This is a genomic window from Streptomyces sp. NPDC029674 (assembly GCF_044903205.1).
Taxonomy (GTDB): domain Bacteria; phylum Actinomycetota; class Actinomycetes; order Streptomycetales; family Streptomycetaceae; genus Streptomyces.
Genome location: NZ_JBJDPY010000036.1, coordinates 1 through 19936 on the forward strand (window position 1 = coordinate 1; position 19936 = coordinate 19936).

General features: G+C 72.1%; 15 protein-coding genes. 12 read left to right on the plus strand and 3 right to left on the minus strand.

The window, feature by feature from the left end; all coding sequences use genetic code 11:
* Together ACI2L3_RS39625 and ACI2L3_RS39630 are read left to right on the plus strand one after the other, a co-directional pair.
* Positions 1-279: 4Fe-4S dicluster domain-containing protein (locus tag ACI2L3_RS39625; protein WP_404757336.1), on the plus strand; the 279-nt coding region annotated here is incomplete at its 5' end.
* An 80-nt stretch (positions 280-359) separates the two neighbouring features.
* On the plus strand, positions 360-1895 hold the full coding sequence (locus tag ACI2L3_RS39630; protein WP_404757337.1) for an acyl-CoA synthetase: 1536 nt from the start codon (positions 360-362) through the stop codon (positions 1893-1895).
* Here ACI2L3_RS39630 and ACI2L3_RS39635 read toward each other — a convergent pair.
* The 3 genes from ACI2L3_RS39635 to hppD form a co-directional block, all read right to left on the minus strand.
* Positions 1859-4210, minus strand: a complete 2352-nt coding sequence (locus tag ACI2L3_RS39635; protein WP_404757338.1) for an ATP-binding cassette domain-containing protein — start codon at positions 4208-4210, stop codon at positions 1859-1861. The genes ACI2L3_RS39630 and ACI2L3_RS39635 overlap by 37 nt on opposite strands.
* A 216-nt stretch (positions 4211-4426) precedes the next feature.
* Positions 4427-5572 (minus strand): alpha-hydroxy acid oxidase, encoded by a 1146-nt coding sequence (locus ACI2L3_RS39640; RefSeq protein WP_404757339.1) that lies wholly within the window; start codon positions 5570-5572, stop codon positions 4427-4429.
* Positions 5553-6701 (minus strand): 4-hydroxyphenylpyruvate dioxygenase, encoded by a 1149-nt coding sequence (gene hppD / locus ACI2L3_RS39645; protein ID WP_404757340.1) that lies wholly within the window; start codon positions 6699-6701, stop codon positions 5553-5555. Before hppD ends, ACI2L3_RS39640 begins: the two co-directional genes overlap by 20 nt.
* A 180-nt stretch (positions 6702-6881) precedes the next feature.
* Here hppD and ACI2L3_RS39650 point away from each other — a divergent pair, with 180 nt between their 5' ends.
* The 10 genes from ACI2L3_RS39650 to ACI2L3_RS39695 all read left to right on the plus strand — a co-directional run bounded on the left by ACI2L3_RS39650 (position 6882) and on the right by ACI2L3_RS39695 (position 19835).
* Positions 6882-8075 (plus strand): prephenate dehydrogenase, encoded by a 1194-nt coding sequence (locus ACI2L3_RS39650; RefSeq protein ID WP_404757341.1) that lies wholly within the window; start codon positions 6882-6884, stop codon positions 8073-8075.
* A gap of 183 nt (positions 8076-8258) precedes the next feature.
* Entirely contained in the window at positions 8259-10493 is a 2235-nt protein-coding gene (locus ACI2L3_RS39655) for an aminotransferase class I/II-fold pyridoxal phosphate-dependent enzyme (RefSeq protein WP_404757342.1), read from the plus strand.
* A 110-nt stretch (positions 10494-10603) separates the two neighbouring features.
* On the plus strand, positions 10604-11737 hold the full coding sequence (gene dpgA, locus ACI2L3_RS39660) for a 3,5-dihydroxyphenylacetyl-CoA synthase DpgA (protein WP_404757343.1): 1134 nt from the start codon (positions 10604-10606) through the stop codon (positions 11735-11737).
* 14 nt (positions 11738-11751) lie between these two features.
* A complete protein-coding gene (dpgB, locus tag ACI2L3_RS39665; protein WP_404757344.1) occupies positions 11752-12423 on the plus strand; it encodes an enoyl-CoA-hydratase DpgB in 672 nt (223 codons plus the stop codon).
* Between the two features lie 478 nt (positions 12424-12901).
* A complete protein-coding gene (dpgC, locus tag ACI2L3_RS39670) occupies positions 12902-14200 on the plus strand; it encodes a (3,5-dihydroxyphenyl)acetyl-CoA 1,2-dioxygenase DpgC (protein ID WP_404757351.1) in 1299 nt (432 codons plus the stop codon).
* A 12-nt stretch (positions 14201-14212) separates the two neighbouring features.
* The gene (locus ACI2L3_RS39675) at positions 14213-15070 is read left to right on the plus strand and encodes an alpha/beta fold hydrolase (RefSeq protein WP_404757345.1); all 858 of its coding nucleotides are present in this window, start codon (positions 14213-14215) and stop codon (positions 15068-15070) included.
* A 71-nt stretch (positions 15071-15141) separates the two neighbouring features.
* Positions 15142-15366 (plus strand): MbtH family protein, encoded by a 225-nt coding sequence (locus tag ACI2L3_RS39680; RefSeq protein WP_404757346.1) that lies wholly within the window; start codon positions 15142-15144, stop codon positions 15364-15366.
* Positions 15367-15413: 47 nt separating this feature from the next.
* Positions 15414-17603 (plus strand): ABC transporter ATP-binding protein, encoded by a 2190-nt coding sequence (locus ACI2L3_RS39685; protein WP_404757352.1) that lies wholly within the window; start codon positions 15414-15416, stop codon positions 17601-17603.
* A gap of 188 nt (positions 17604-17791) precedes the next feature.
* On the plus strand, positions 17792-18445 hold the full coding sequence (locus tag ACI2L3_RS39690; RefSeq protein WP_404757347.1) for a response regulator transcription factor: 654 nt from the start codon (positions 17792-17794) through the stop codon (positions 18443-18445).
* Between the two features lie 25 nt (positions 18446-18470).
* A complete protein-coding gene (locus ACI2L3_RS39695; protein ID WP_404757348.1) occupies positions 18471-19835 on the plus strand; it encodes an ATP-binding protein in 1365 nt (454 codons plus the stop codon).
* Positions 19836-19936 lie beyond the last annotated feature (101 nt).

Here is a 19936-nt window from a genome sequence, read left to right on the forward strand (position 1 = left end):
GAATGCATCGGCTGCGGCGCCTGCGTCGCCGCCTGCCCCAACGGCTCCGCCATGCTCTTCACCTCCGCCAAGGTCAACCACCTCAACGTGCTCCCGCAAGGCGCACCCGAGCGGGAGACGCGGGTCCTGGACATGGTCGCGCAGATGGACGCCGAAGGGTTCGGCGGCTGCACCCTCACCGGCGAATGCGCCACCGCCTGCCCCAAGGGCATCCCACTGTTCTCCATCACCGGCATGAACAAGGAATGGCTGCGCGCCACGAGGAAGGTGAGCCGGTAGTTCTCCGACGCCGGGTGCGGGTCGTCTGTGGCCGGTCGCGCCGTTCCCCGCGCCCTTGAGGGGCGCGTACCTTGCGCCCCATGTATCCGGGAGCGTACGACCCCGCCAGGCCGGCCGTCGTCACCGCCGACGGCACTCGGACCCTCACCTACGGACAGCTCGAAGAGCGCTCGCTGCGGCTCGCGGATCATCTGCGGGCCGCGGGGCTGCGCCGGGGCGACCACCTCGCCCTGCTCTGCGACAACGACCCGCGCGCCCTGGAGGTCTACTGGGCAGCCATGCGCTCCGGGCTCTATCTCACCGCCGTCAACCACCACTTGAGGGCGGAGGAGGCCGCCTACATCGTGCGCGACTGCGGAGCGCGCGTGCTGATCGTCGCCGGGTCGCTCAGCGAACTGGGGGAGACAGTGCGGGAGTTGGCGGGCGGGCCGCCGCTCGTGCTCGGCCTCGACGGCGGGACGTACGAGAAGGCGCTGGAGGGCGCCTCCGCCGTGCCGCCCGACCGGCAGCCGCTCGGCACCGACATGCTGTACTCCTCCGGCACCACGGGGCGGCCCAAGGGTGTCGAGCCGCAGCTGCCCGAAGGGGACGTACGGGACCGGCCCACGACGTACACCGTCGTCTTCCGGACGATGTACGGCTTCGGTGAGGACACCGTCTACCTCTGTCCCGCGCCGATCTACCACGCGGCACCCCTGCGCTTCTGCGGTGTGGTGATCGCGCTCGGCGGCACCGTCGTGCTGATGGAGTCCTTCGACGCCGAGGCGGCCCTCGCGGCGGTGGAGCGGCACCGGGCGACGCACAGCCAGTGGGTGCCGACGATGTTCGTCCGCATGCTGAAGCTCCCCGCGGAGGTGCGCGGGCGCTACGACGTGTCGTCGATGAAGGTCGCCATCCACGCCGCCGCGCCCTGCCCCGTCGAGGTCAAACGGCGGATGATGGAGTGGTGGGGGCCCGTCCTGTACGAGTACTACTCGTCGACGGAGGGCAACGGCATCACCTTCATCTCCCCGGAGGAGTGGCTGCGCAAGCCGGGTTCCGTGGGCCGCGACGGATACCTCGGGACGCTGCGGATCTGTGACGAGGAGGGGCGCGTGCTGCCGCCCGGGGAGACCGGCACGGTCTACTTCGAGCGCGACGAACCGTCCTTCCGCTACCACGGGGACGAGGCCCGCACCCGCGAGGCCCGGCATCCCGAGCATGCGAACTGGTCGACCACCGGGGACATCGGACACGTCGACGACGACGGATACCTGTTCCTCACCGACCGCAAGGCCTTCTTGATCATCTCGGGTGGTGTGAACGTCTACCCGCAGGAGGCCGAGGACGTGCTGGTGATGCATCCCGCCGTCGCCGACGTCGCGGTCGTCGGGGTTCCCGACGCCGAGATGGGCGAGGCGGTCAAGGCGGTCGTCCAGGTCGAGCCGGGCATCGAACCCGGCCCGGAACTGGAGCGTGAGCTCATCGGCTTCGTCCGCGACCGCCTCGCGCACTACAAGGCACCGCGCAGCGTCGACTTCACCGCGTCCCTGCCCCGCACCCCGACGGGAAAGCTGGCGAAGTCGCGGCTGCGCGACGCCTACCGGGCCGACGGGTCCAGGGCGCGGGCCAGATAGGGCGCCGTGCGGCTGTCCGTGGCGCGGGCCACCTCCGCAGGTGTGCCCGTCGCCACGATCCGGCCGCCCTCGTCACCGCCGCCCGGGCCCAGGTCGATCACGTGGTCCGCGCCCGCCACCATGGCCATGTCGTGCTCGACGACGACCACGGAGCTGCCGGCGTCGACCAGTTCGTGCAGCCGGCGCGTGAGGAGTTCGGCGTCGGCCGGGTGCAGGCCCGTCGTGGGCTCGTCCAGGAGGTAGAGCGTGTGGCCGCGCCGGGCCCGCTGCAACTCGCCCGCCAGCTTGATGCGTTGGGCCTCGCCGCCCGACAGCTCCGTGGCCGGCTGGCCGAGCCGCAGATAGCCGAGGCCGACATCGAGGAGGGTGCGCAGGCTGCGTACGACGGAGGGGGTGTCGGCGAAGAACTCCGCGGCGGCCTCCACCGTCAGGTCGAGGACCTCCGCGATGTTCCTGCCCCGGTACGCCACTTCGAGCGTCTCGGGGTTGTAGCGGGCGCCCGCACAGTCGGGGCACGGCGCGTACGTGCTCGGCAGGAAGAGCAGCTCGACGCTGACGAACCCCTCGCCCTGGCACGTCTCGCACCGCCCGCCCGCCACGTTGAAGGAGAACCGGCCCACGCCGTAGCCGCGCTCCCGCGCGGTGTCCGTGGCCGCGAAGACCTTGCGCACGACGTCGAAGAGACCGGTGTAGGTGGCGAGGTTGGAGCGAGGCGTGCGCCCGATCGGCTTCTGGTCGACGCGGACCAGCCTGCCCACGCCCGGCAGGTCCTCGGTGATCTCGCCGACGAGCGTGGACTTGCCCGACCCCGACACGCCGGTGACCGCCGTGAAGGCGCCGAGCGGGAACTCCGCCGTCACCTCGCGAAGGTTGTGCCGGGTGACCGGGCCGACCTTCAACCACCCCTGAGGTGACCGCACTTCACGTACGGGCGCGGGTGCCTCGTCGAAGAGGAAGCGGGCCGTCGCCGATCCCCGGACGCCCGCGAGCTCCGCCACCGGGCCGCTGTGCAGCACCCGCCCGCCGTGCTCACCCGCCTGCGGGCCGACATCGACGAGCCAGTCCGCGTGCCGCATGACATCGAGGTGGTGCTCCACGACGAAGACGGAGTTGCCGGCCTCCTTCAGCCGGTCGAGAACCGTCAACAAGGCCTCGGTGTCCGCCGGATGGAGGCCCGCCGAGGGCTCGTCCAGGACGTACACGACACCGAACAGCCCCGAGCGCAGCTGCGTCGCGAGGCGCAGGCGCTGCAGTTCGCCCGCCGACAGGGTGGGTGTGGCACGGTCGGGGCTGAGGTAGCCGAGGCCCAGTTCGGTGACGGTCGCGATCCGGGCGAGCAGGTCCTCGGTCAGGACGCGCGCGGTCTCCGACGAATCGGCCGCGTTCTCCAGGGCGACCGCGAGCTCCGCGAGGGGCAGCGCGGCGAGCTCGGCGATCGTACGCCCCCCGAACGTCACCGCCATCGCCTCCGGGCGCAGCCTGCTCCCGCGGCACGCCGGGCACGGCGCGCTCTCGAGGAACCGCTCCGCCTTGGCGCGCAGCGTCTGGCTCTTGGAGTCCGCGAAGGTCTTCATCACATAGCGCCGGGCGCTCATGTAGGTGCCCTGGTAGGGGCGGTGGATCCGGCCGGCCTCGCGCACCGGGTGCACGGTCACGACCGGCTGCTCGTCCGTGAACAGGATCCAGTCGCGGTCCCGCTGCGGCAGGTCGCGCCACGGGCGGTCCACGTCGTGGCCGAGGGCGTCCAGGACGTCCCGCAGGTTCTTGCCCTGCCACGCGCCGGGCCAGGCGGCGATGGCCCCCTCGCGGATGGACAGCGAGGGGTCGGGGACCAGCAACTCCTCGGTGGTGCGGTGGACACGGCCCAGGCCGTGGCACTCTGGGCAGGCGCCGGCCGCCGTGTTGGGTGAGAAGGCGTCCGAGTCGAGCCGTTCGGCACCCGCCGGGTAGCGGCCCGCACGCGAGAAGAGCATGCGCAGGGAGTTGGAGAGCGTGGTGACCGTGCCGACGGAGGAGCGTGAGGTCGGCGCCGAGCGGCGCTGCTGGAGCGAGACCGCGGGCGGCAGCCCGGTGATCTCGCCGACCTTCGGGGCGCCCACCTGGTGGATCAGCCGCCTGGCGTACGGCGCGACGGACTCGAAGTAGCGCCGCTGGGCCTCGGCGTAGATCGTGCCGAACGCGAGCGAGGACTTCCCCGAGCCCGAGACGCCCGTGAAGACCGCGAGGACGTCGCGCGGGATGTCCACGTCGACGCCCCGGAGGTTGTGCTCCCGGGCGCCCCGGACACGTACGAACGGATCATGAGGGCTGTGCATGGGCGGGGCTCCGTACGCGGCTCGGGGACAAACCCCACAATTCTAGGCCGGGGGCGGACGCGCGAGCCGGCAGGGGTGAACAAGGGTGTCGCCCGCGGTTTATCCGGCGGCTTTCCGGCGGCTTTCCGTCGGCTTTCCGTGAAGACGGAAAGGTATTTTGCGCAGTGTTTCTCCGCGTGTCGCCTCAGGAATTCGACCGTATGCGCCGACGCGTTTTCACCGCTGCCGGTGGACCGTTCGGAGTTCGCGGGCCGCGGCCACGTCCGGACAGCCCGCGAGACCCAGGGCGTCCCGGAATTCGTCCGCCAGCAGTTCGAGGACCCGCCGCACCCCGTCCTCACCGCCCACCGCCAGGCCCCAGAGCGGCGGGCGCCCTACCATGACGCCGGACGCGCCGAGGGCCAGCGCCCTGAGCACGTCCGTACCGCCGCGGACGCCGCTGTCCAGCAGGACCTCGCACCGGCCCGCCAGCGCCGTCACCACGTCCGGCAGCGCGTCGGCGCTCGGAACGGCGCCGTCCAGCTGGCGGCCGCCGTGGTTCGAGACCACCACGGCGTCCACCCCGCACTCGGCGGCGCGCACCGCGTCCTCGGCCGCGAGGACGCCCTTCAGCACCAGCGGCAGCCGGGTCCGCTCCCGCAGCGCCCGCACCGACGACCACGTCAGCGCGGGTGAGAACGCCGCCTCGGTGTGCGCGGCAAGCGCGGATGCGGCGCCGGCGGGGAGCCGGTGGGCCGCGGAACGGCCCGCCGCGAGGTGGGCGGCGCGCACCTGGTCCGGCAGTGCGAACCGGTTGCGCACGTCGCGCAGGCGGCGGCCCATCCACGGCACGTCGACCGTGAGCACGATCGCCGCCGCGCCGGCGTCCTCGGCCCGCCGGACCAGGTCGAGGGCGCGGCCCGGCTCCCGCAGCCAGTAGAGCTGGAACCAGACGGTCCCGCCGACCTCGGTGAGCCGCTCGACCGGGACGCTGCTGAGGGTGCTCACGGTGAACGGCACCCCCACCGCCTTCGCCGCCCGAGCGGCGGCCAGCTCCCCCTCGGGGTGCACCAGCCGCTGGTAGGCGACCGGCGCGACCGCGAGCGGCAGCCGGGCCGGCCGCCCGAGCAGGGTGGCCTCCGTCGTGCACGGCGAGACGTCCCGCAGGACGCGCGGCACGACGAAGACCCGGTCCAGGGCGGCGCGGTTGGCGTCGAGCGTCACCTCCGCGCCACTGCCCCCGGCGATGAAGTCCCGGACGGCGGCGGGCAGCACCGCGTCGGCGGCACGTTCCGCGTCGGCCAGACAGTGGAGTCCGTCGACCGGACCGTGGAACCCATCTGCCTCAGGTCTGGGCTCCGCGTCAGCGCTGGTCGAATCCACGCTGCTTCGTCCGCTCCAACTCCACCGCTTCGTAGAGCGCCTTGATGTTCGCGCTGCCGAACGTCGCCGCTCCCTGGCGTTCGATGACCTCGAAGAACAGGGTCTTCCGCGGATGGGTCGAGGCGGTGAAGATCTGGAAGAGCCGGCCGTCGTGGTCCTCGTCGGCGAGCACGTTCGTCGACCGCAGGTCCGCCAGCCGCTCCTCGCCGAGCTCGACGCGCCGGCCGAGCAGGTCGTAGTACGACGCGGGGGTACGCAGGAACGTGACGCCGCGCTCGGACAGGGCCCGCACCGAACTCACTGCGTCCCGCGAGGCGAACGCCAGGTGCTGGACGCCCGCACCCTGGTGCCCCTTGAGGAACTCGTCGATCTGGCCCGTGGCGGCCGAGGTGTCGGGCTCGATGAGGGTCAGGGTCACGGTGCCCGACCGGCTCTGCACGACCTTCGACTCCATGGCCTGCGTGCCCACGACGATGTGCTCCTCGAAGACGAACCGGAAGCCGAGGGCGTCGCGGTAGTACGCGACCATGGCGTCCAGGTCGCCCGCGGGCAGGCACACCGCGACGTGGTCGAGCTCCAACAGGCCCACGCCGTCGCGCTGTTCGCCGCCGGGGCTCTCCACCGGCACGTATCCGACGGGCAGCCCCGGCCCTTCCCCGGGCTCCCGCCGGACGAGCGTGTGGACCAGGTCCCCGAAGCCGCGGAGCGCCGCGGTGACACAGGGGCTGTGCTCGGTCCGCGGCCGCGGATGCCGGTGGGCCAGGGCGCCGCGCGCCAGGGCCTCGTGGAAGGCCGCTTCCGGGTCGGCGGTGCGCAGCGCGATGTCCGCGACGCCGTCGCCGTGGGCCATCACGTAGGCCGACGCCGGATGCAGTTCGGAGGTCGCCTGGGTCAGGACGAGCGTGATCTCCCCGTGGCGCACCGCGATGCCGCGGTGCTCCGGGGAAGCGGTGGTGCCGACCACGGCGAAGGCGTACCGGTCGGTCCAGTGGGCCGCCGCCGCGTCCAGGTCCTCGACGTACATCTCCACGTAGTCGATGGAGAGATCCGCCAGCGGATCCGCCGACTCTGCCGCTCCCGCCGCTCCTGCTGCTTTCGGTGCATTCGGTGATTCCGATAAATCCCTCATGAAAGTCTCCAGATCCGGAGAGAAATGAGCTCCTGGGACTCTACGAGCCGGATCGCGAATCTGGCTACGAACGATATGGACGGTGGACTCGGCCGTCCCGCGCATAAAATCGGCGGTCCTTTGCGTCTGGTTTTACGGCCGACGGTCTTTTGAGGCCTCTTGAACGGGTGATGACTTGTGATGCGCACCATGGCCGTCATCGGAACGGGCCTGATCGGCACCTCGGTCGCGCTGGCCGTGAGCCGGCGGGGCGTGACGGTGTTCCTGTCCGACCGGGACCCCGCGGCGGCCCGGACGGCCGCCGCCCTCGGCGCCGGACTCGCGAGGACGCCGGCCGCACCGGTGGACCTGGCCGTCCTCGCCGTCCCGCCCAGCCAGGTGGGCGCCGTGCTCGCCGAGGCACAGGAGCGCCGCCTCGCCACCTGTTACACCGACGTGGCGTCCGTGAAGGCCGAGCCGGAGCGGGCCGCGCTGAGCCGCGCCCCCGACCCGGACCGCTATGTCGGCGGCCACCCGCTGGCGGGCCGGGAGCGCTCCGGCCCGCTCGCCGCCCGCGCCGACCTGTTCCAGGGCCGCAACTGGGTGCTGACCCCGTCCCCGCTGACCTCGGACGAGACCTTCGACCGGGCGCTGGAACTGGTCGCCCTGTGCGGTGCCGTCCCGGTCGTGATGCGCAGCCAGGACCACGACGCCGCCGTGGCCGTCACCTCCCACGTGCCGCACCTCATGGCCAGCCTGATGGCCGCACGGCTGCGGGAGGGCCCGGCCGACCTGTCCCGCCTCGCCGGGCAGGGCCTGCGCGACGCCACGCGCATCGCGGGCGGCGACTCACGGCTCTGGGGCGACATCCTCCAGGCCAACGCCCCGGCGATCGCCGGTGTCCTGAAGGACCTGCACATGGACCTGTCCCGGCTCGTACCGGCGCTTGACGCGCTCGCCACGTCCGGCGGCCAGGAGCGGGACCTGGGCATGCGGACGCTGGTGGACCTGCTCGACCGGGGCATCTCGGGTCTCGCCGAGATCCCGGACGCCCGGTCCCGCACCTCGCCCGAGGATCCGCGCGTACGGGTCGCCGTCCCGGGCCGTCCCGGTGAGCTCGCGCGGCTCCTCGCCGCGGTGGCGGACCTCGGCGTCGCGGCGGACGACGCCCGGGTCGAGGAAGTCGGCCCGGTCGAGGGGGCCGGCTCAGTCGTGGAAGCCCGCTCGAAGGACACGCGCGGCGAGGGCGGCGCGGACGGTCCGTGGTTCGCCGTACGCTTCACCGTCCCGCCCCGCACCGCCGACCGGCTCGTGGCTGTGCTCAGCGCCGGGGGATGGGATGTCGTACGGGACGCCACCGTCGCCGCGGTCCCGTCCGGCCGTCGCCCCGCGTGACCACGACCGGCGTCACGACCGGCGTCACGACCGGCGTCACGACCGGCGTGTTGAAGCGCGTCCGGGCCTGTCCAACTGTGCGAATCGGCCGGTTGGACGGCGTTGTTGGACCGTCGGGAACCGTGTGACTCTGAGCGACGGATGACACTTTCCCGATAACTTCCGGACGCCTGGGGGAAATCCATGCCGGGACTCACGGCCGACGGCGACGGCACCGAGCACTCCGCCGCGAACCGCGCGGAGTTCGACCGCAGAGGACTGCGACAGGGCGGACCGGCCGGCCCTCCCGAGACCACCGTGAAGATCCTCGGCCGCGTCTGGTCGGCGCCCCTGGTCGTCGGACCGCTCTCCGCCCCGGCCCGCCCCGGCGGCGAACTCGCCGTGGTCCGGGCCGCCGGCACCGCACAACTCCCCTCCGTGGTCGGCGCCTTCGCCGAACGCACCTTCAGCGAGCTCGCCTCGGCCACCGACGTCCCGCCATGGCTGCGCACCTACGCCTTCCGGGACCACGACACCGGGCGACGGCTCGCAGCACGGGCCGAAGAGGCCGGGTTCGGGGCGGTGCTCCTCGCGTTGGGCAGCCGCGACGACACCCGCCTCAGGAAGGTCGCCGCCCCCGCCAACCTCACCCACCCGGCACCGTCGAACGACGTCCGCACCCTGCTCGACGCCCGCACCGGCTGGGCCGACGTGGCCGGACTGCGCGCGGCCACCGCGCTGCCGCTGCTGGTCGCGGGTGTGCACACCGCCTCCGACGCGCTCCGCGCCATGGACAGCGGCGCCGACGGCATCGTGGTCACCTCCCTCGACGAGCTCCCCGGCATCGCGGAGTCCGTGGCGGGCCGCTGCCCCGTCCTGCTGAGCGGCGGGATCCGGCGCGGCGCGGACATCCTCACGTCGGTCGCGTCGGGCGCCGACGCGGTGTTCGCCGGGCGACCCGTCCTCGACGGGCTGCGGGCCGGCGGGCGCGCGGGTGTGACGGAGGCGCTGGACGGCCTCGTACGGGAGCTGGGGGAGGCGATGACGTTCACCGGCACCGCCACCGTCGCGGACATCGGCCCCGGCCTGGTCCGGACCGGGCCGCGCGCCGCCGCCGTGACACCGCCCACGGCCGCGCGGCCGCTGCACAGGACCGAGCTGCACGCCAGCGTGTCCGCGCCCGTCCTGGACACGATGACCTTCCTCAACGAGATCACCTCCCGCTACCCGGAGGCGATCTCCTTCGCGCCGGGCCGCCCCTACGACGGCTTCTTCGACAGCGAGCAGATCTTCACCCACCTGCGCCGGTACCTGGACCACCTCGCGGAACAGGGCCTGACGCCGCAGCAGGTGCGTACCGCCATGTACCAGTACGGGCCCACCGCGGGCCAGATCCGCGAGATCATCGCCGACTCGCTGCGCGCCGACGAGAACATCGACGTCCCGGCCGAGTCCATCGTGGTGACCGTCGGCGCGCAGGAGGCCATGCTCCTCGTACTGCGCGCCCTGATCACCGGACCCGACGACGTGCTCCTGGTCTCCAGCCCCTGTTACGTGGGCATCACCGGAGCGGCCCGCCTCCTGGACATCGCCGTGACGCCCGTCGAGGAACGGGAGGACGGCGTCTCCTGCGCGGACCTGGAAGCGGCGATCAGGAACGAGCGGGCCCGCGGCCGCCGTCCCCGCGCCTTCTACGTCGTACCCGACCACTCCAACCCGTCGGGGACCACGATGGGGCAGCGGGCGCGGACCGAACTCCTCGAACTCGCCGCCCGGCACGGCATCCTCATCCTGGAGGACAGCCCCTACCGGCTGGTCAGCCCCGGCACCCCGCTGCCGACGCTGAAGTCCCAGGACCGCGCGCACACGGTCGTCCACCTGGGCTCCTTCTCCAAGACGGTGTTCCCGGGCGCCCGCGTCGGCTTCGTCATCGCCGACCAGCCGGTCGTCGACGCGTCCGGGCACACGGGCCTCCTCGCGGACGAACTCGCCAAGATCAAGAGCATGGTGACGGTCAACACCTCCTCGCTCAGCCAGGCCGCCGTGGCGGGCACGCTGCTGGCGGCGGGCGGCCGGGTCTCGGAGCTGAACGCGGCAGCCGCCACGTACTACGGCGACGCCATGCGGGCCACGCTCAGGGAGCTCGACGCACACCTGCCCGTGGCGCGGCGGGAGGCCCTGGGCGTGCGGTGGAACGCACCCACCGGCGGGTTCTTCCTCACCCTGCGCGTGCCCTTCCGCGCGGACAACGCCGCGTTGATCCGCTCGGCACAGGACTTCGGCGTCATCTGGACGCCGATGACGTACTTCCATCCCGACGGCGGAGGCCTGCACGGCATCCGCCTGTCGACCAGCTATCTGACGCCCGCCCAGATCAGGGAGGGCACCGCGCGGCTCGTGCGGTTCATCGAGGCGGAGAGCGCGCGAGCCACGACCTGAGGCCTTGGGCCTGAGGCCTGAGGCCTGACACGGAAGGACAGGACAGTGACCGGCACCGACACCATGCGGCACCTGCGCAGCAAACCACGTATGTGGGGGTGGACCTTCCGATGACCACTGAGATCCGTGAGACCGCACGGCCGGCCCGTGAGACCGGTGCGGCCGCCGCCCACCCCCGCATCGTCGGCGTGGGTACGGCCGTGACCGCCGCGTCCTACTCGCAGCAGGAGGTGCTCGACGCCTTCGGGATCACCGACCCCAAAGTGCGCTCGGTCTTCCTCAACAGCGCGATAGAACGGCGCAACCTCGCACTCCCTCCGGAGGACGCACACGGCGTCCGCGCCCCCGAGTCCCAGGGCGACCTGCTCGACAAGCACAAGCAACTGGCCCTGGAAATGGGCGGCGAGGCACTCCGCGCCTGTCTGAAGAAGGCGGGCGCCGAACTCACCGACCTGCGCCACCTGTGCTGCGTGACCTCCACCGGACTGCTCACCCCCGGCATCAGCGCCCTGCTGATCCGAGAATTGGGCATCGACCGCCACTGCGGCAGGACCGACATCGTCGGCATGGGCTGCAACGCGGGGCTCAACGCGCTGGGCGTGGTGGCCGGCTGGTCCGCGGCCCACCCCGGCGAACTCGCCGTGGTGCTCTGCGTGGAGGCGTGCTCGGCCGCGTACACCGTGGACTCGACGATGCGGACGGCGGTCGTGAACAGTCTCTTCGGCGACGGCGCGGCGGCCGTAGCACTGCTTACGGACGCGGACGCGGACGTGGCAATGGATACGGACACGGACGGCGAGGCGACGCCCGCCGTCCTGAAGTTCGCGAGCTGCGTCATCCCCGAAGCGGTCGACGCCATGCGCTACGACTGGGACCGCGTCCAGGGCAGGTTCAGCTTCTTCCTCGACCCGCAGATCCCTTACGTGGTGGGCGCGCACGCCGAACTGGTCGTCGACCGGCTGCTGGCGGGCACCGGGCTGCGCAGGAGCGACATCCGGCACTGGCTGGTGCACTCCGGAGGCAAGAAGGTGATCGACGCGGTCGTGGTCAACCTCGGACTGACCCGCCACGACGTCCGCCACACCGTCGGTGTGCTGCGCGACCACGGAAACGTGTCCAGCGGCTCGTTCCTGTTCTCGTACGAACGGCTCCTCGAAGAGGGGGCCGCCCGGCCCGGCGAGTACGGGGTGCTCATGACCATGGGACCGGGCTCCACGATCGAGACGGCGCTGATCCGATGGTGAGGACGGAAGGGACCATGAACGACGCCTTGTACGCACTGGAGTTGGACGGGTCGGAACCCCTGTCGGCCACGGCGGTCAAGGCCGTCGCCGCGCTCTGCGACCGGACGGAGGACGGGGCGGGCCACCCCGTCGTCGCCCTGCACGTCACCGGGGCGCCGGCGGGCGGCTGGGCGGACGGGCTCGACGTCATGCTGGTCACCAAGTGGGAGCGCGCGCTGCGCCGCCTGGAGCGGCTGCCCGCGGCCACGGTCGCGGTGGCCCGCGGCGACTGCGGCGGGACCGCGCTCGAAGCGTTCCTGGCCGCCGACGTCCGCGTCGCGTTCCCGGACACGCGGCTGCTGCTCCCGCGCGACACCACGGCCACCTGGCCCGGGATGGCCGGCTACCGCCTGGTCCAGCTCGCCGGGGCCGCCCGGATCCGCAGGGCCGTCCTGTTCGGCCGGACGATCGAGGCGGCCGAGGCACTGGCGCTGGGCATCGCCGACGAACTGACGGACGACCCGGCCGCCACGCTCGCCGCCGTCACCGAGCTGGTCGCCGAACTCTCCGGCAAGGAGGTCGCGATCCGACGCCAACTGCTCTTCGACGCGGCCACAACCGGCTTCGAGGACGCACTCGGCGCCCACCTCGCGGCCTGCGACCGCGCTCTGCGGCAGGTCGCGGGAGCGGCGGGGGAGGCCTCGTGAGGACCACTGTTTGTGGCCGGCCGCCGCAGGTGTTGGGGCACCCGGCACGGCCCGGTCGCGCGGTCGGGCTCGGCGTGCGCCTCGGGGCCCGCGTCCGTGCCTTGTGGCAGGTCGCCGGTCGATCGGGGGGAGGCCTTGATATGACCATTGTTTGTGGCCGGTCGCCGCGGGTGTTGGGGCGTCCGCCCCGGCGCGGTCGCGCGGTCGGGCTCGGCGTGCGCCTCGGGGCCCGCGGCCGTGCCTTGTGGTCGGTCGCCGGAGGCTCGGGGGGAGGCCTTGATATGACCACTGTTTGTGGCCGGCCGCCGCAGGTGTTGGGGCGTCCGCCCCGGCGCGGTCGCGCGGTCGGGCTCGGCGTGCGCCTCGGGGCCCGCGGCCGTGCCCTGCGGCAGGTCGCCGGAGCAGCGGGGGAGGCCTCGTGACGACCACCCTGCCGGGGCAGCCGTCGCCGCGGCAGGCGGGGCGCGTGTGCGGGGACGTGCGGGGGGTCTGGGCGGAGTGCGTCGCCGACTCCGGAGTCGTGGCCCGTGTCGACGAGCTGGTGGCCGGCCTGCCCGGGCCGCTCGCCCGTACCTCGGAGCAGCGCGCCGAGATGGCTGCCGCCAAGGACGCGGCACGCGCGCTGCGGGTCGCCTTTCTCGACGCGTACGCGGATGCCGTGTACGAGCTGCTGACCGGGGGCCGCGCCGAGTCTCCGCGTATGGAGGAACTCCTCGTCGCCGCGGCCGGTGAGTTCCCGGGGCTCGTGCCCGGCGAGGCGCGGCTCGCGTCCGAGCGGAGCAGGCCGCAGGCCGCCAAGGAGGGGGACGAGATCGATCAGGGCATCTTCCTGCGGGCCGTGCTCCGCTCCCCGTCCGCGGGCCCGCATCTGCTCGACAGCATGCTGCGGCCGACCCCCCGGGCCCTGGGGCTCGTCGAGGAGTTCTCCCGTACCGGCGTGGTGGAGATGGAGTCCGTGCGCGTCGAACGGGGCGACGACGGCGTGGCGCGGCTGACCATGTGCCGGGACGACTGCCTGAACGCCGAGGACGTCCGCCAGGTCGACGACATGGAGACCGCCGTCGACCTCGCCCTGCTCGACCCGGCCGTCCGGGTCGGGCTGCTGCGCGGCGGGGAGATGACCCACCCCCGCTACCGGGGCAGGCGCGTGTTCAGCGCGGGCATCAACCTCAAGAGCCTGAGCTCCGGCGACATCCCGCTGGTCGGTTTTCTGTTGCGCCGCGAACTCGGGTACCTGCACAAGCTGGTGCGCGGCCTGCGCGCCGACCACCCCGGCCGGTGGCACTCGCCCCTCGTGGAGAAGCCGTGGGTCGCGGCCGTCGACGGCTTCGCCATCGGGGGCGGCACCCAGATCCTGCTGGTCTGCGACCACGTGCTCGCCGCGTCCGACGCCTACCTCAGCCTGCCCGCCGCAAAGGAGGGGATCATCCCCGGCGTCGCCAACTTCCGGTTCAGCCGGTACGTGGGGCCGCGCCTGTCCCGGCAGGTCATCCTGGAGGGCCGCAGGATCAGGGCCGCCGAGCCCGACGCGCGGCTGCTCGTCGACGAGGTCGTGGAGCCCGAGCACATGGACGCCGCCGTCGAGGCGAGCCTGGCCCGGCTCGACGGCGCCGCGGTGCTCGCCAACCGGCGGATGCTGAACCTCGCGGAGGAGCCGCCGGACGCGTTCCGCGCGTACATGGCGGAGTTCGCGCTCCAACAGGCCCTCCGCATCTACGGCCAGGACGTCATCGACAAGGTCGGCCGCTTCGGTTCCGCACCGCCCGCGCCCGGTTGAGGGGAGACCGCGATGCCGATCGCCCGGATCAACGGGGTACGCCTCGGGTACGACGAGTACGGCACCGGGGAACCGGTCGTCATGGTCACCGGCACCGGCGCCCCCGGCCGGATGTGGCGGACCCACCAGGTGCCCGCCCTCACACGCGCCGGCTACCGGGTGATCACGCTCGACAACCGGGGGATACCGCCGAGCGATCCGTGCCCCGACGGGTTCACCCTCGCCGACATGGTGGCGGACATCGCCGGGCTCATCGAGCAGCTGGACGCCGGTGCCTGCCGGGTCGTCGGCTATTCGCTGGGCGCGATAGCCGTCCAGGAACTCCTGCTGTCCCGGCCCGACCTCGTACAGCAGGCCGTCCTGATGGCGACCAGCGGACGCACCGACGCCCTCACCGCCGCGATGACCGCCGCCGACGCGGAACTCAGCGAAGCCGGCGGCGAAGGCCCGGGCGGCGGCAGACTCCCGCCCCGCTTCGCGGCCTACGTACAGGCCCTCCAGAACCTCTCCCCGCGCACGCTCAACGACGAGGAACGCCTGCGCGACTGGCTCGCCGTATTCGAGATGACGGCCGTGGACGCGACGGCGGTACGCGGGCAGCTCGGACTGCAGCTCATCCCGGACCGGCTGACCGCGTACCGCCGCATCAGCAGGCCGTGCCTGGTCATCGGATTCCAGGACGACCTGGTCATCCGCCCGCACCTCTCCCGCGAGGTCGCCCGGAACATTCCCGGCAGCTTCTATACGGAGATCCCGGGCTGCGGCCACTACGGATATCTGGAGAGGCCCGCGGCGGTGAATTCCGCGATCACTGGATTCTTCACCGAGGCTGGACAGCCTTGTAGGCCTCGAAACACCCCGATAGCGTGAAACGCGTCCGGCCGACGGAATTGCACGTCCTGCCGACGGAAACTGACCGACGGAAATTGATCGGAGTGGTTATGCCGAACCCGTTCGACGACGAAAACGGCAGCTTCCTGGTTCTCGTCAACGACGAGAACCAGCATTCGCTCTGGCCCGCCTTCGCCGAGGTTCCGGCCGGCTGGAAGGCCGTGTTCGGAGAGGACACGCGGAAGGCCTGCCTGGACTACATCGAGGAGAACTGGACGGACATGCGTCCCAAGAGTCTCATCGACGAGATGGAGAAGTCCGAAGCCGCCGGCTAGGCACTCACCGACCGGAACGACAACGAAAACAGGAGGTTTTCGTGGCCATGATCGGCGGCCCGGGGCCGGTACTGATGCGGGGGATGGGTCCTGACGAGTCGGTGACCAAGCAGAAGATAAAGCCTGGCACGGCCAAGCGAATCCTCCCCTTTACGAAACCGTATCGCTTCAACATAGGCGTTCTCCTGGTCGTCACCGTGCTCAACGCGGGCAACGTGGTGGCCACCCCCCTCCTCTTCAAGTACCTGATCGACGACGGCATCATGGACGGCAACACCTCGGTGGTCGTGTGGATCTCCGTGATCGTCGCCGTCCTCGCCCTGCTGAGCACCGGCTTCGGATTCGCGGAGGCCTGGTACTCGGGGCGGGTCAGCGAGGGGCTCATCTACGACCTCCGCACGAAGATCTTCGACCACGTGCAGCGACAGCCGCTGGCGTTCTTCACCCGCGCCCAGACCGGGTCCCTCGTCAGCCGCCTCAACACGGATGTCGTCGGCGCCCAACAGGCGGTCACGGCGCTGCTGTCCACGGTGGTGTCCGCAGGACTGACCCTGCTCCTGGTTCTCGGCGCGATGTTCTACCTGTCCTGGGTGGTCACCCTGGTCTCCCTCGTGGTGATCCCGCTCTTCATCCTGCCGGGCCGGGTCGTCGGCCGCAGGCTGCAGCGGATCATGCGGGAGCACATGCAGGTCAACGCCGAGGTCGGCTCGTTCATGAACGAGCGCTTCAACGTGACCGGCGCCCTGCTGACCAAGCTGTACGGCCGCCCCGCGCACGAGACGAGCATGTTCTCCCGACTGGCCCGCAAGGGACGCGACCTCGGGGTCCTGACCTCTGTCTACGGCAAGATGCTCTTCCTGACGATGACGCTCGTCGGCGCCATCGCCACCGCCCTCGTCTACGGCATCGGCGGCGCCCTCGTCATCGAGGGCACGTTCCAGATCGGCACCCTGGTGGCCCTCGCGACGCTGCTGACCCGGCTGATGGGGCCCATCAACCAGCTGTCCAGCGCGCAGACCAGCGTGCTGACCGCTCTCGTCAGCTTCGACCGGCTCTTCGAGATCCTCGACCTCAAGCCGCTGATCTCCGAGAAGCCCGACGCGGTGCCCCTGCCGCCCGCCGCGGCCACGGCCGCCGCCGACGGCAGCTCCAGGGCACCGGAGGTCACGTTCGAGAACGTGTCGTTCCGCTACCCGAAGGCCGCGGACGTCTCGCTCGCCTCGCTGGAGTCCATCGCGCTGCCCTCGCAGGAGCGCGCGCAGAACACCTGGACCCTGCGCGACCTGACCTTCACCGTCCCCGCGGGCAAACTCACCGCTCTGGTCGGCCCGTCGGGCGCAGGCAAGACCACCATCACGCACCTGGTGCCGCGCCTCTACGACCCCGTCGAGGGCGTCATCCGGATCGGCGGCCACGACATCCGTGACGTCACGCTGCAGTCCCTGAACGACACCGTCGGCATGGTCACGCAGGACGCGCACCTCTTCCACGCGACCATCCGCGACAACCTCACCTACGCGCGGCCCGACGCCACCGAGCAGGAACTGGTCGACGCGTGCAAGGCCGCGCAGATCTGGGACCTGATCGAGTCGCTGCCCGACGGCTTCGACACCGTGGTCGGCGACCGCGGCTACCGCTTCTCCGGCGGCGAGAAGCAGCGCGTGGCCATGGCGCGGCTGCTGCTCAAGGCCCCGCCCATCGTCGTACTCGACGAGGCCACCGCCCACCTCGACTCGGAGTCCGAGGCAGCACTCCAACGGGCCCTGAAAACCGCCCTCAAGGGCCGCACCTCGCTCGTGATCGCGCACCGCCTGTCCACCATCAGGGACGCCGACCAGATCCTCGTCATCGACAAGGGCCGGGTCCAGGAACGCGGCACGCACGAGGAACTGATGCAACTGGAGGGCGTATACGCGGAGTTGTACCGCACGCAGTTCTCCCGCCAGCCCTCGAAGAACGGCGCCCCGCCCGTGCCCGAGCCGGTCGGCGGCCCACACGGCCCGGGGCCCGTACTGACCGGTGGCCCCGGCGGACCCGGCGGACCGATGCCGGGCGGCCCGCACGGAGCCTTCCCCGGCGGCCCGGGAGTCTTCCTGACAGGACCGGGCGGGCCGGGCGGACCCGGAGGCCCCGGTGGTCCCGGCGGACCCGGTGGACCGGGCGGTCCCGGTGGACCGGGCGGCCCCGGCCACCACGGCCCGGGCCCCGGCGGCCCACCGCCCCCCGGCCACGGATGAGACACAGCTGAGCCCTGCCCCTCCCACGGCATCCGCGATGCGGCACCCCGCATCGCGGATGCCGTTCCGTCGTCCCGGTCCGCACCCGGCGCCCCGCCGGTACGCTGAACCGTGGCGGCGGGCTGTGACCAGTGTGTGACCCCCGCTCGGAGATCCTGGTCAGCCATGATCCATCGGGGGGTGGGGCTGTGCGGGTACTGGTGGTCGAGGACCAGGCCGAACTTGCGGATTCCGTGGCCAGAGTGCTGCGCCGCGAAGGCATGGCGGTCGACGTCGTCTACGACGGAGAGGGCGCCCTGGAGCGCACCTCGGTCGTCGACTACGACGTCGTCGTACTCGACCGCGACCTGCCCACCGTGCACGGCGACGAGGTGTGCGGGGCCCTGATGTCGGAACCCGCCCGCACACGCGTCCTGATGCTCACGGCCTCCGGGACGATCGCGGACCGGGTCGAAGGACTCAGCCTCGGCGCCGACGACTACCTCCCCAAACCCTTCGCGTACGCCGAACTCGTCGCCCGCATCCGCGCCGTGGCCCGCCGCGCCCAGCCTGCCGTGCCACCGGTCCTCGTCCACGGCGACCTGCGGCTCGACCCGGCCCAGCGGATCGCGACCCGGGCCGGCCGGCGGCTCACGCTCACCCCCAAGGAGTTCGCGGTCCTCGAATACCTGATGGCGGCCCGCGGCCGCGTCGTGTCCGCCGAGGAGCTCCTGGAACGGGTGTGGGACGAGGCGACCGACCCGTTCACCACGACGGTCAAGGCGACCATCAACAGGCTGCGGCCCAAGCTCGGTTCCCCACCGGTGATCGAGACCGTGCCCCGCGGCGGCTACCGGATCTGACGACGACGTGACGGAGTGAAGCGAGATGCCGATGCGTCCGCGAAGCACGGCCCGCCCGGACCCCACGGCCCGCATGCTCCGTACGGCCCGCACGGTCCGTACGGCCGTGTCCCGAGCCGGAATCCTCGCCCGCCTCATGCCCCGACGGGTCCGCATGCGGCTCACTCTGCTGTACGGCCTGCTGTTCGTCGTGTCCGGCGCCGTCCTGCTCACCATCACCTACCTGCTGGTCAACCGCCCCAACAGCACCGTGCTCGTCAGCCGCCGCGGCGGCTCCGGCTCGCCCGGCGACGCCGGCGTCCGCATGTACCGGCGCGACGAGGTCCCCGGGGCGGTCGACAGCTTCGCCCACGAACAGCAGCAGCAGGCGGTACGCCAGCACGCCGCCGAGATGCAGCACCTGCTCACCCAGTCCGGCATCGCGCTGGCCATCATGGCGGTGATCGCCATAGGCCTCGGCTGGCTGGTCGCGGGACGCGTACTGCGACCGCTGCGCACCATCACCACCACCGTCCAGCGCATCTCCGCGCACAACGTGCACGAGCGCCTCGCCGTCGACGGGCCGGGCGACGAACTGAAGGACCTGGCCGACACCGTCGACGGCCTCCTCGGCCGGCTCGAGGCCGCACTGGACTCCCACAAACGCTTCGTCGCCAACGCGGCCCACGAACTGCGCACCCCCCTGACCGTCGAACACGCCCTGCTCGAGGAGTCCCTGATCGACCGCGAGGCGACCGTGGACTCCTTCCGCGCCAACTTCGAGCGGCTGCTGACCCTCAGCGAACAGCAGGCCCGCCTCCTGGAATCGCTGCTGACCCTCTCCGGCAGCGAGCGCGGCCTCGACCGCAGGGAGCCGCTGGACCTGGCGGAGCTGACCGACGACGTGGTGCTCGCGTCCCGGCAGGAGGCCGACCGGCGGGGCCTGCGGGTGGAGCCGCACATCGAACCGGCGTTCATCTGGGGCGACGACGCCCTCGTCGAGCGCCTCGTCGCCAACCTCCTCGACAACGCCATGGGTTACAACGCGCCCGACGGCTGGGTGACGGTCGTGACCGGCGTCAGGGACGGGCGCGCCTTCCTGCGCGTCGCCAACACCGGCCCGCGGATCCCGCCCGCCGGAGTGAACCGCCTCTTCGAACCGTTCCAGCGCCTCGGCCGGACGGCCGACAACGGACACCACGGCCTCGGCCTCTCCATCGTCCGCTCCATCGCGGCCGCCCACGACGCGACCCTCAACGCCCACGCGCGACCCCAGGGCGGCCTCGTCGTGGAAGTCGGCTTTCCCCTGCGGACACCGGCAGCACCGCTCACCCACCAGGTGACGGCGGAACGCCCGGGAATGCCCACCGCGGACGGTCGCGCCCATTCCCCCCTCGGCCATAGCATTTAACCCTCCGTGCGAGACCACGCGCCTTTCTCTTCGCGTCCAAGTGCGGAAAGTGCGCGGTTGGACGGCTCGCGCGGCCTTGACGGAAATGGCTCGGCCAGGGG

Bases quoted from the DNA above. Each gene is read 5' to 3' on its own strand.
- ACI2L3_RS39630 (WP_404757337.1), top strand. From the start codon at position 360: ATGTATCCGGGAGCGTACGACCCCGCCAGGCCGGCCGTCGTCACCGCC.
- dpgB (WP_404757344.1), top strand. From the start codon at position 11,752: ATGAACGACGCCTTGTACGCACTGGAGTTGGACGGGTCGGAACCCCTG.
- ACI2L3_RS39680 (WP_404757346.1), top strand. From the start codon at position 15,142: ATGCCGAACCCGTTCGACGACGAAAACGGCAGCTTCCTGGTTCTCGTC.
- ACI2L3_RS39650 (WP_404757341.1), top strand. From the start codon at position 6,882: ATGCGCACCATGGCCGTCATCGGAACGGGCCTGATCGGCACCTCGGTC.
- ACI2L3_RS39675 (WP_404757345.1), top strand. From the start codon at position 14,213: ATGCCGATCGCCCGGATCAACGGGGTACGCCTCGGGTACGACGAGTAC.
- dpgA (WP_404757343.1), top strand. From the start codon at position 10,604: ATGACCACTGAGATCCGTGAGACCGCACGGCCGGCCCGTGAGACCGGT.
- ACI2L3_RS39695 (WP_404757348.1), top strand. From the start codon at position 18,471: ATGCCGATGCGTCCGCGAAGCACGGCCCGCCCGGACCCCACGGCCCGC.
- ACI2L3_RS39655 (WP_404757342.1), top strand. From the start codon at position 8,259: ATGCCGGGACTCACGGCCGACGGCGACGGCACCGAGCACTCCGCCGCG.
- ACI2L3_RS39635 (WP_404757338.1), bottom strand. From the start codon at position 4,210: ATGCACAGCCCTCATGATCCGTTCGTACGTGTCCGGGGCGCCCGGGAG.
- hppD (WP_404757340.1), bottom strand. From the start codon at position 6,701: ATGAGGGATTTATCGGAATCACCGAATGCACCGAAAGCAGCAGGAGCG.
- ACI2L3_RS39685 (WP_404757352.1), top strand. From the start codon at position 15,414: ATGATCGGCGGCCCGGGGCCGGTACTGATGCGGGGGATGGGTCCTGAC.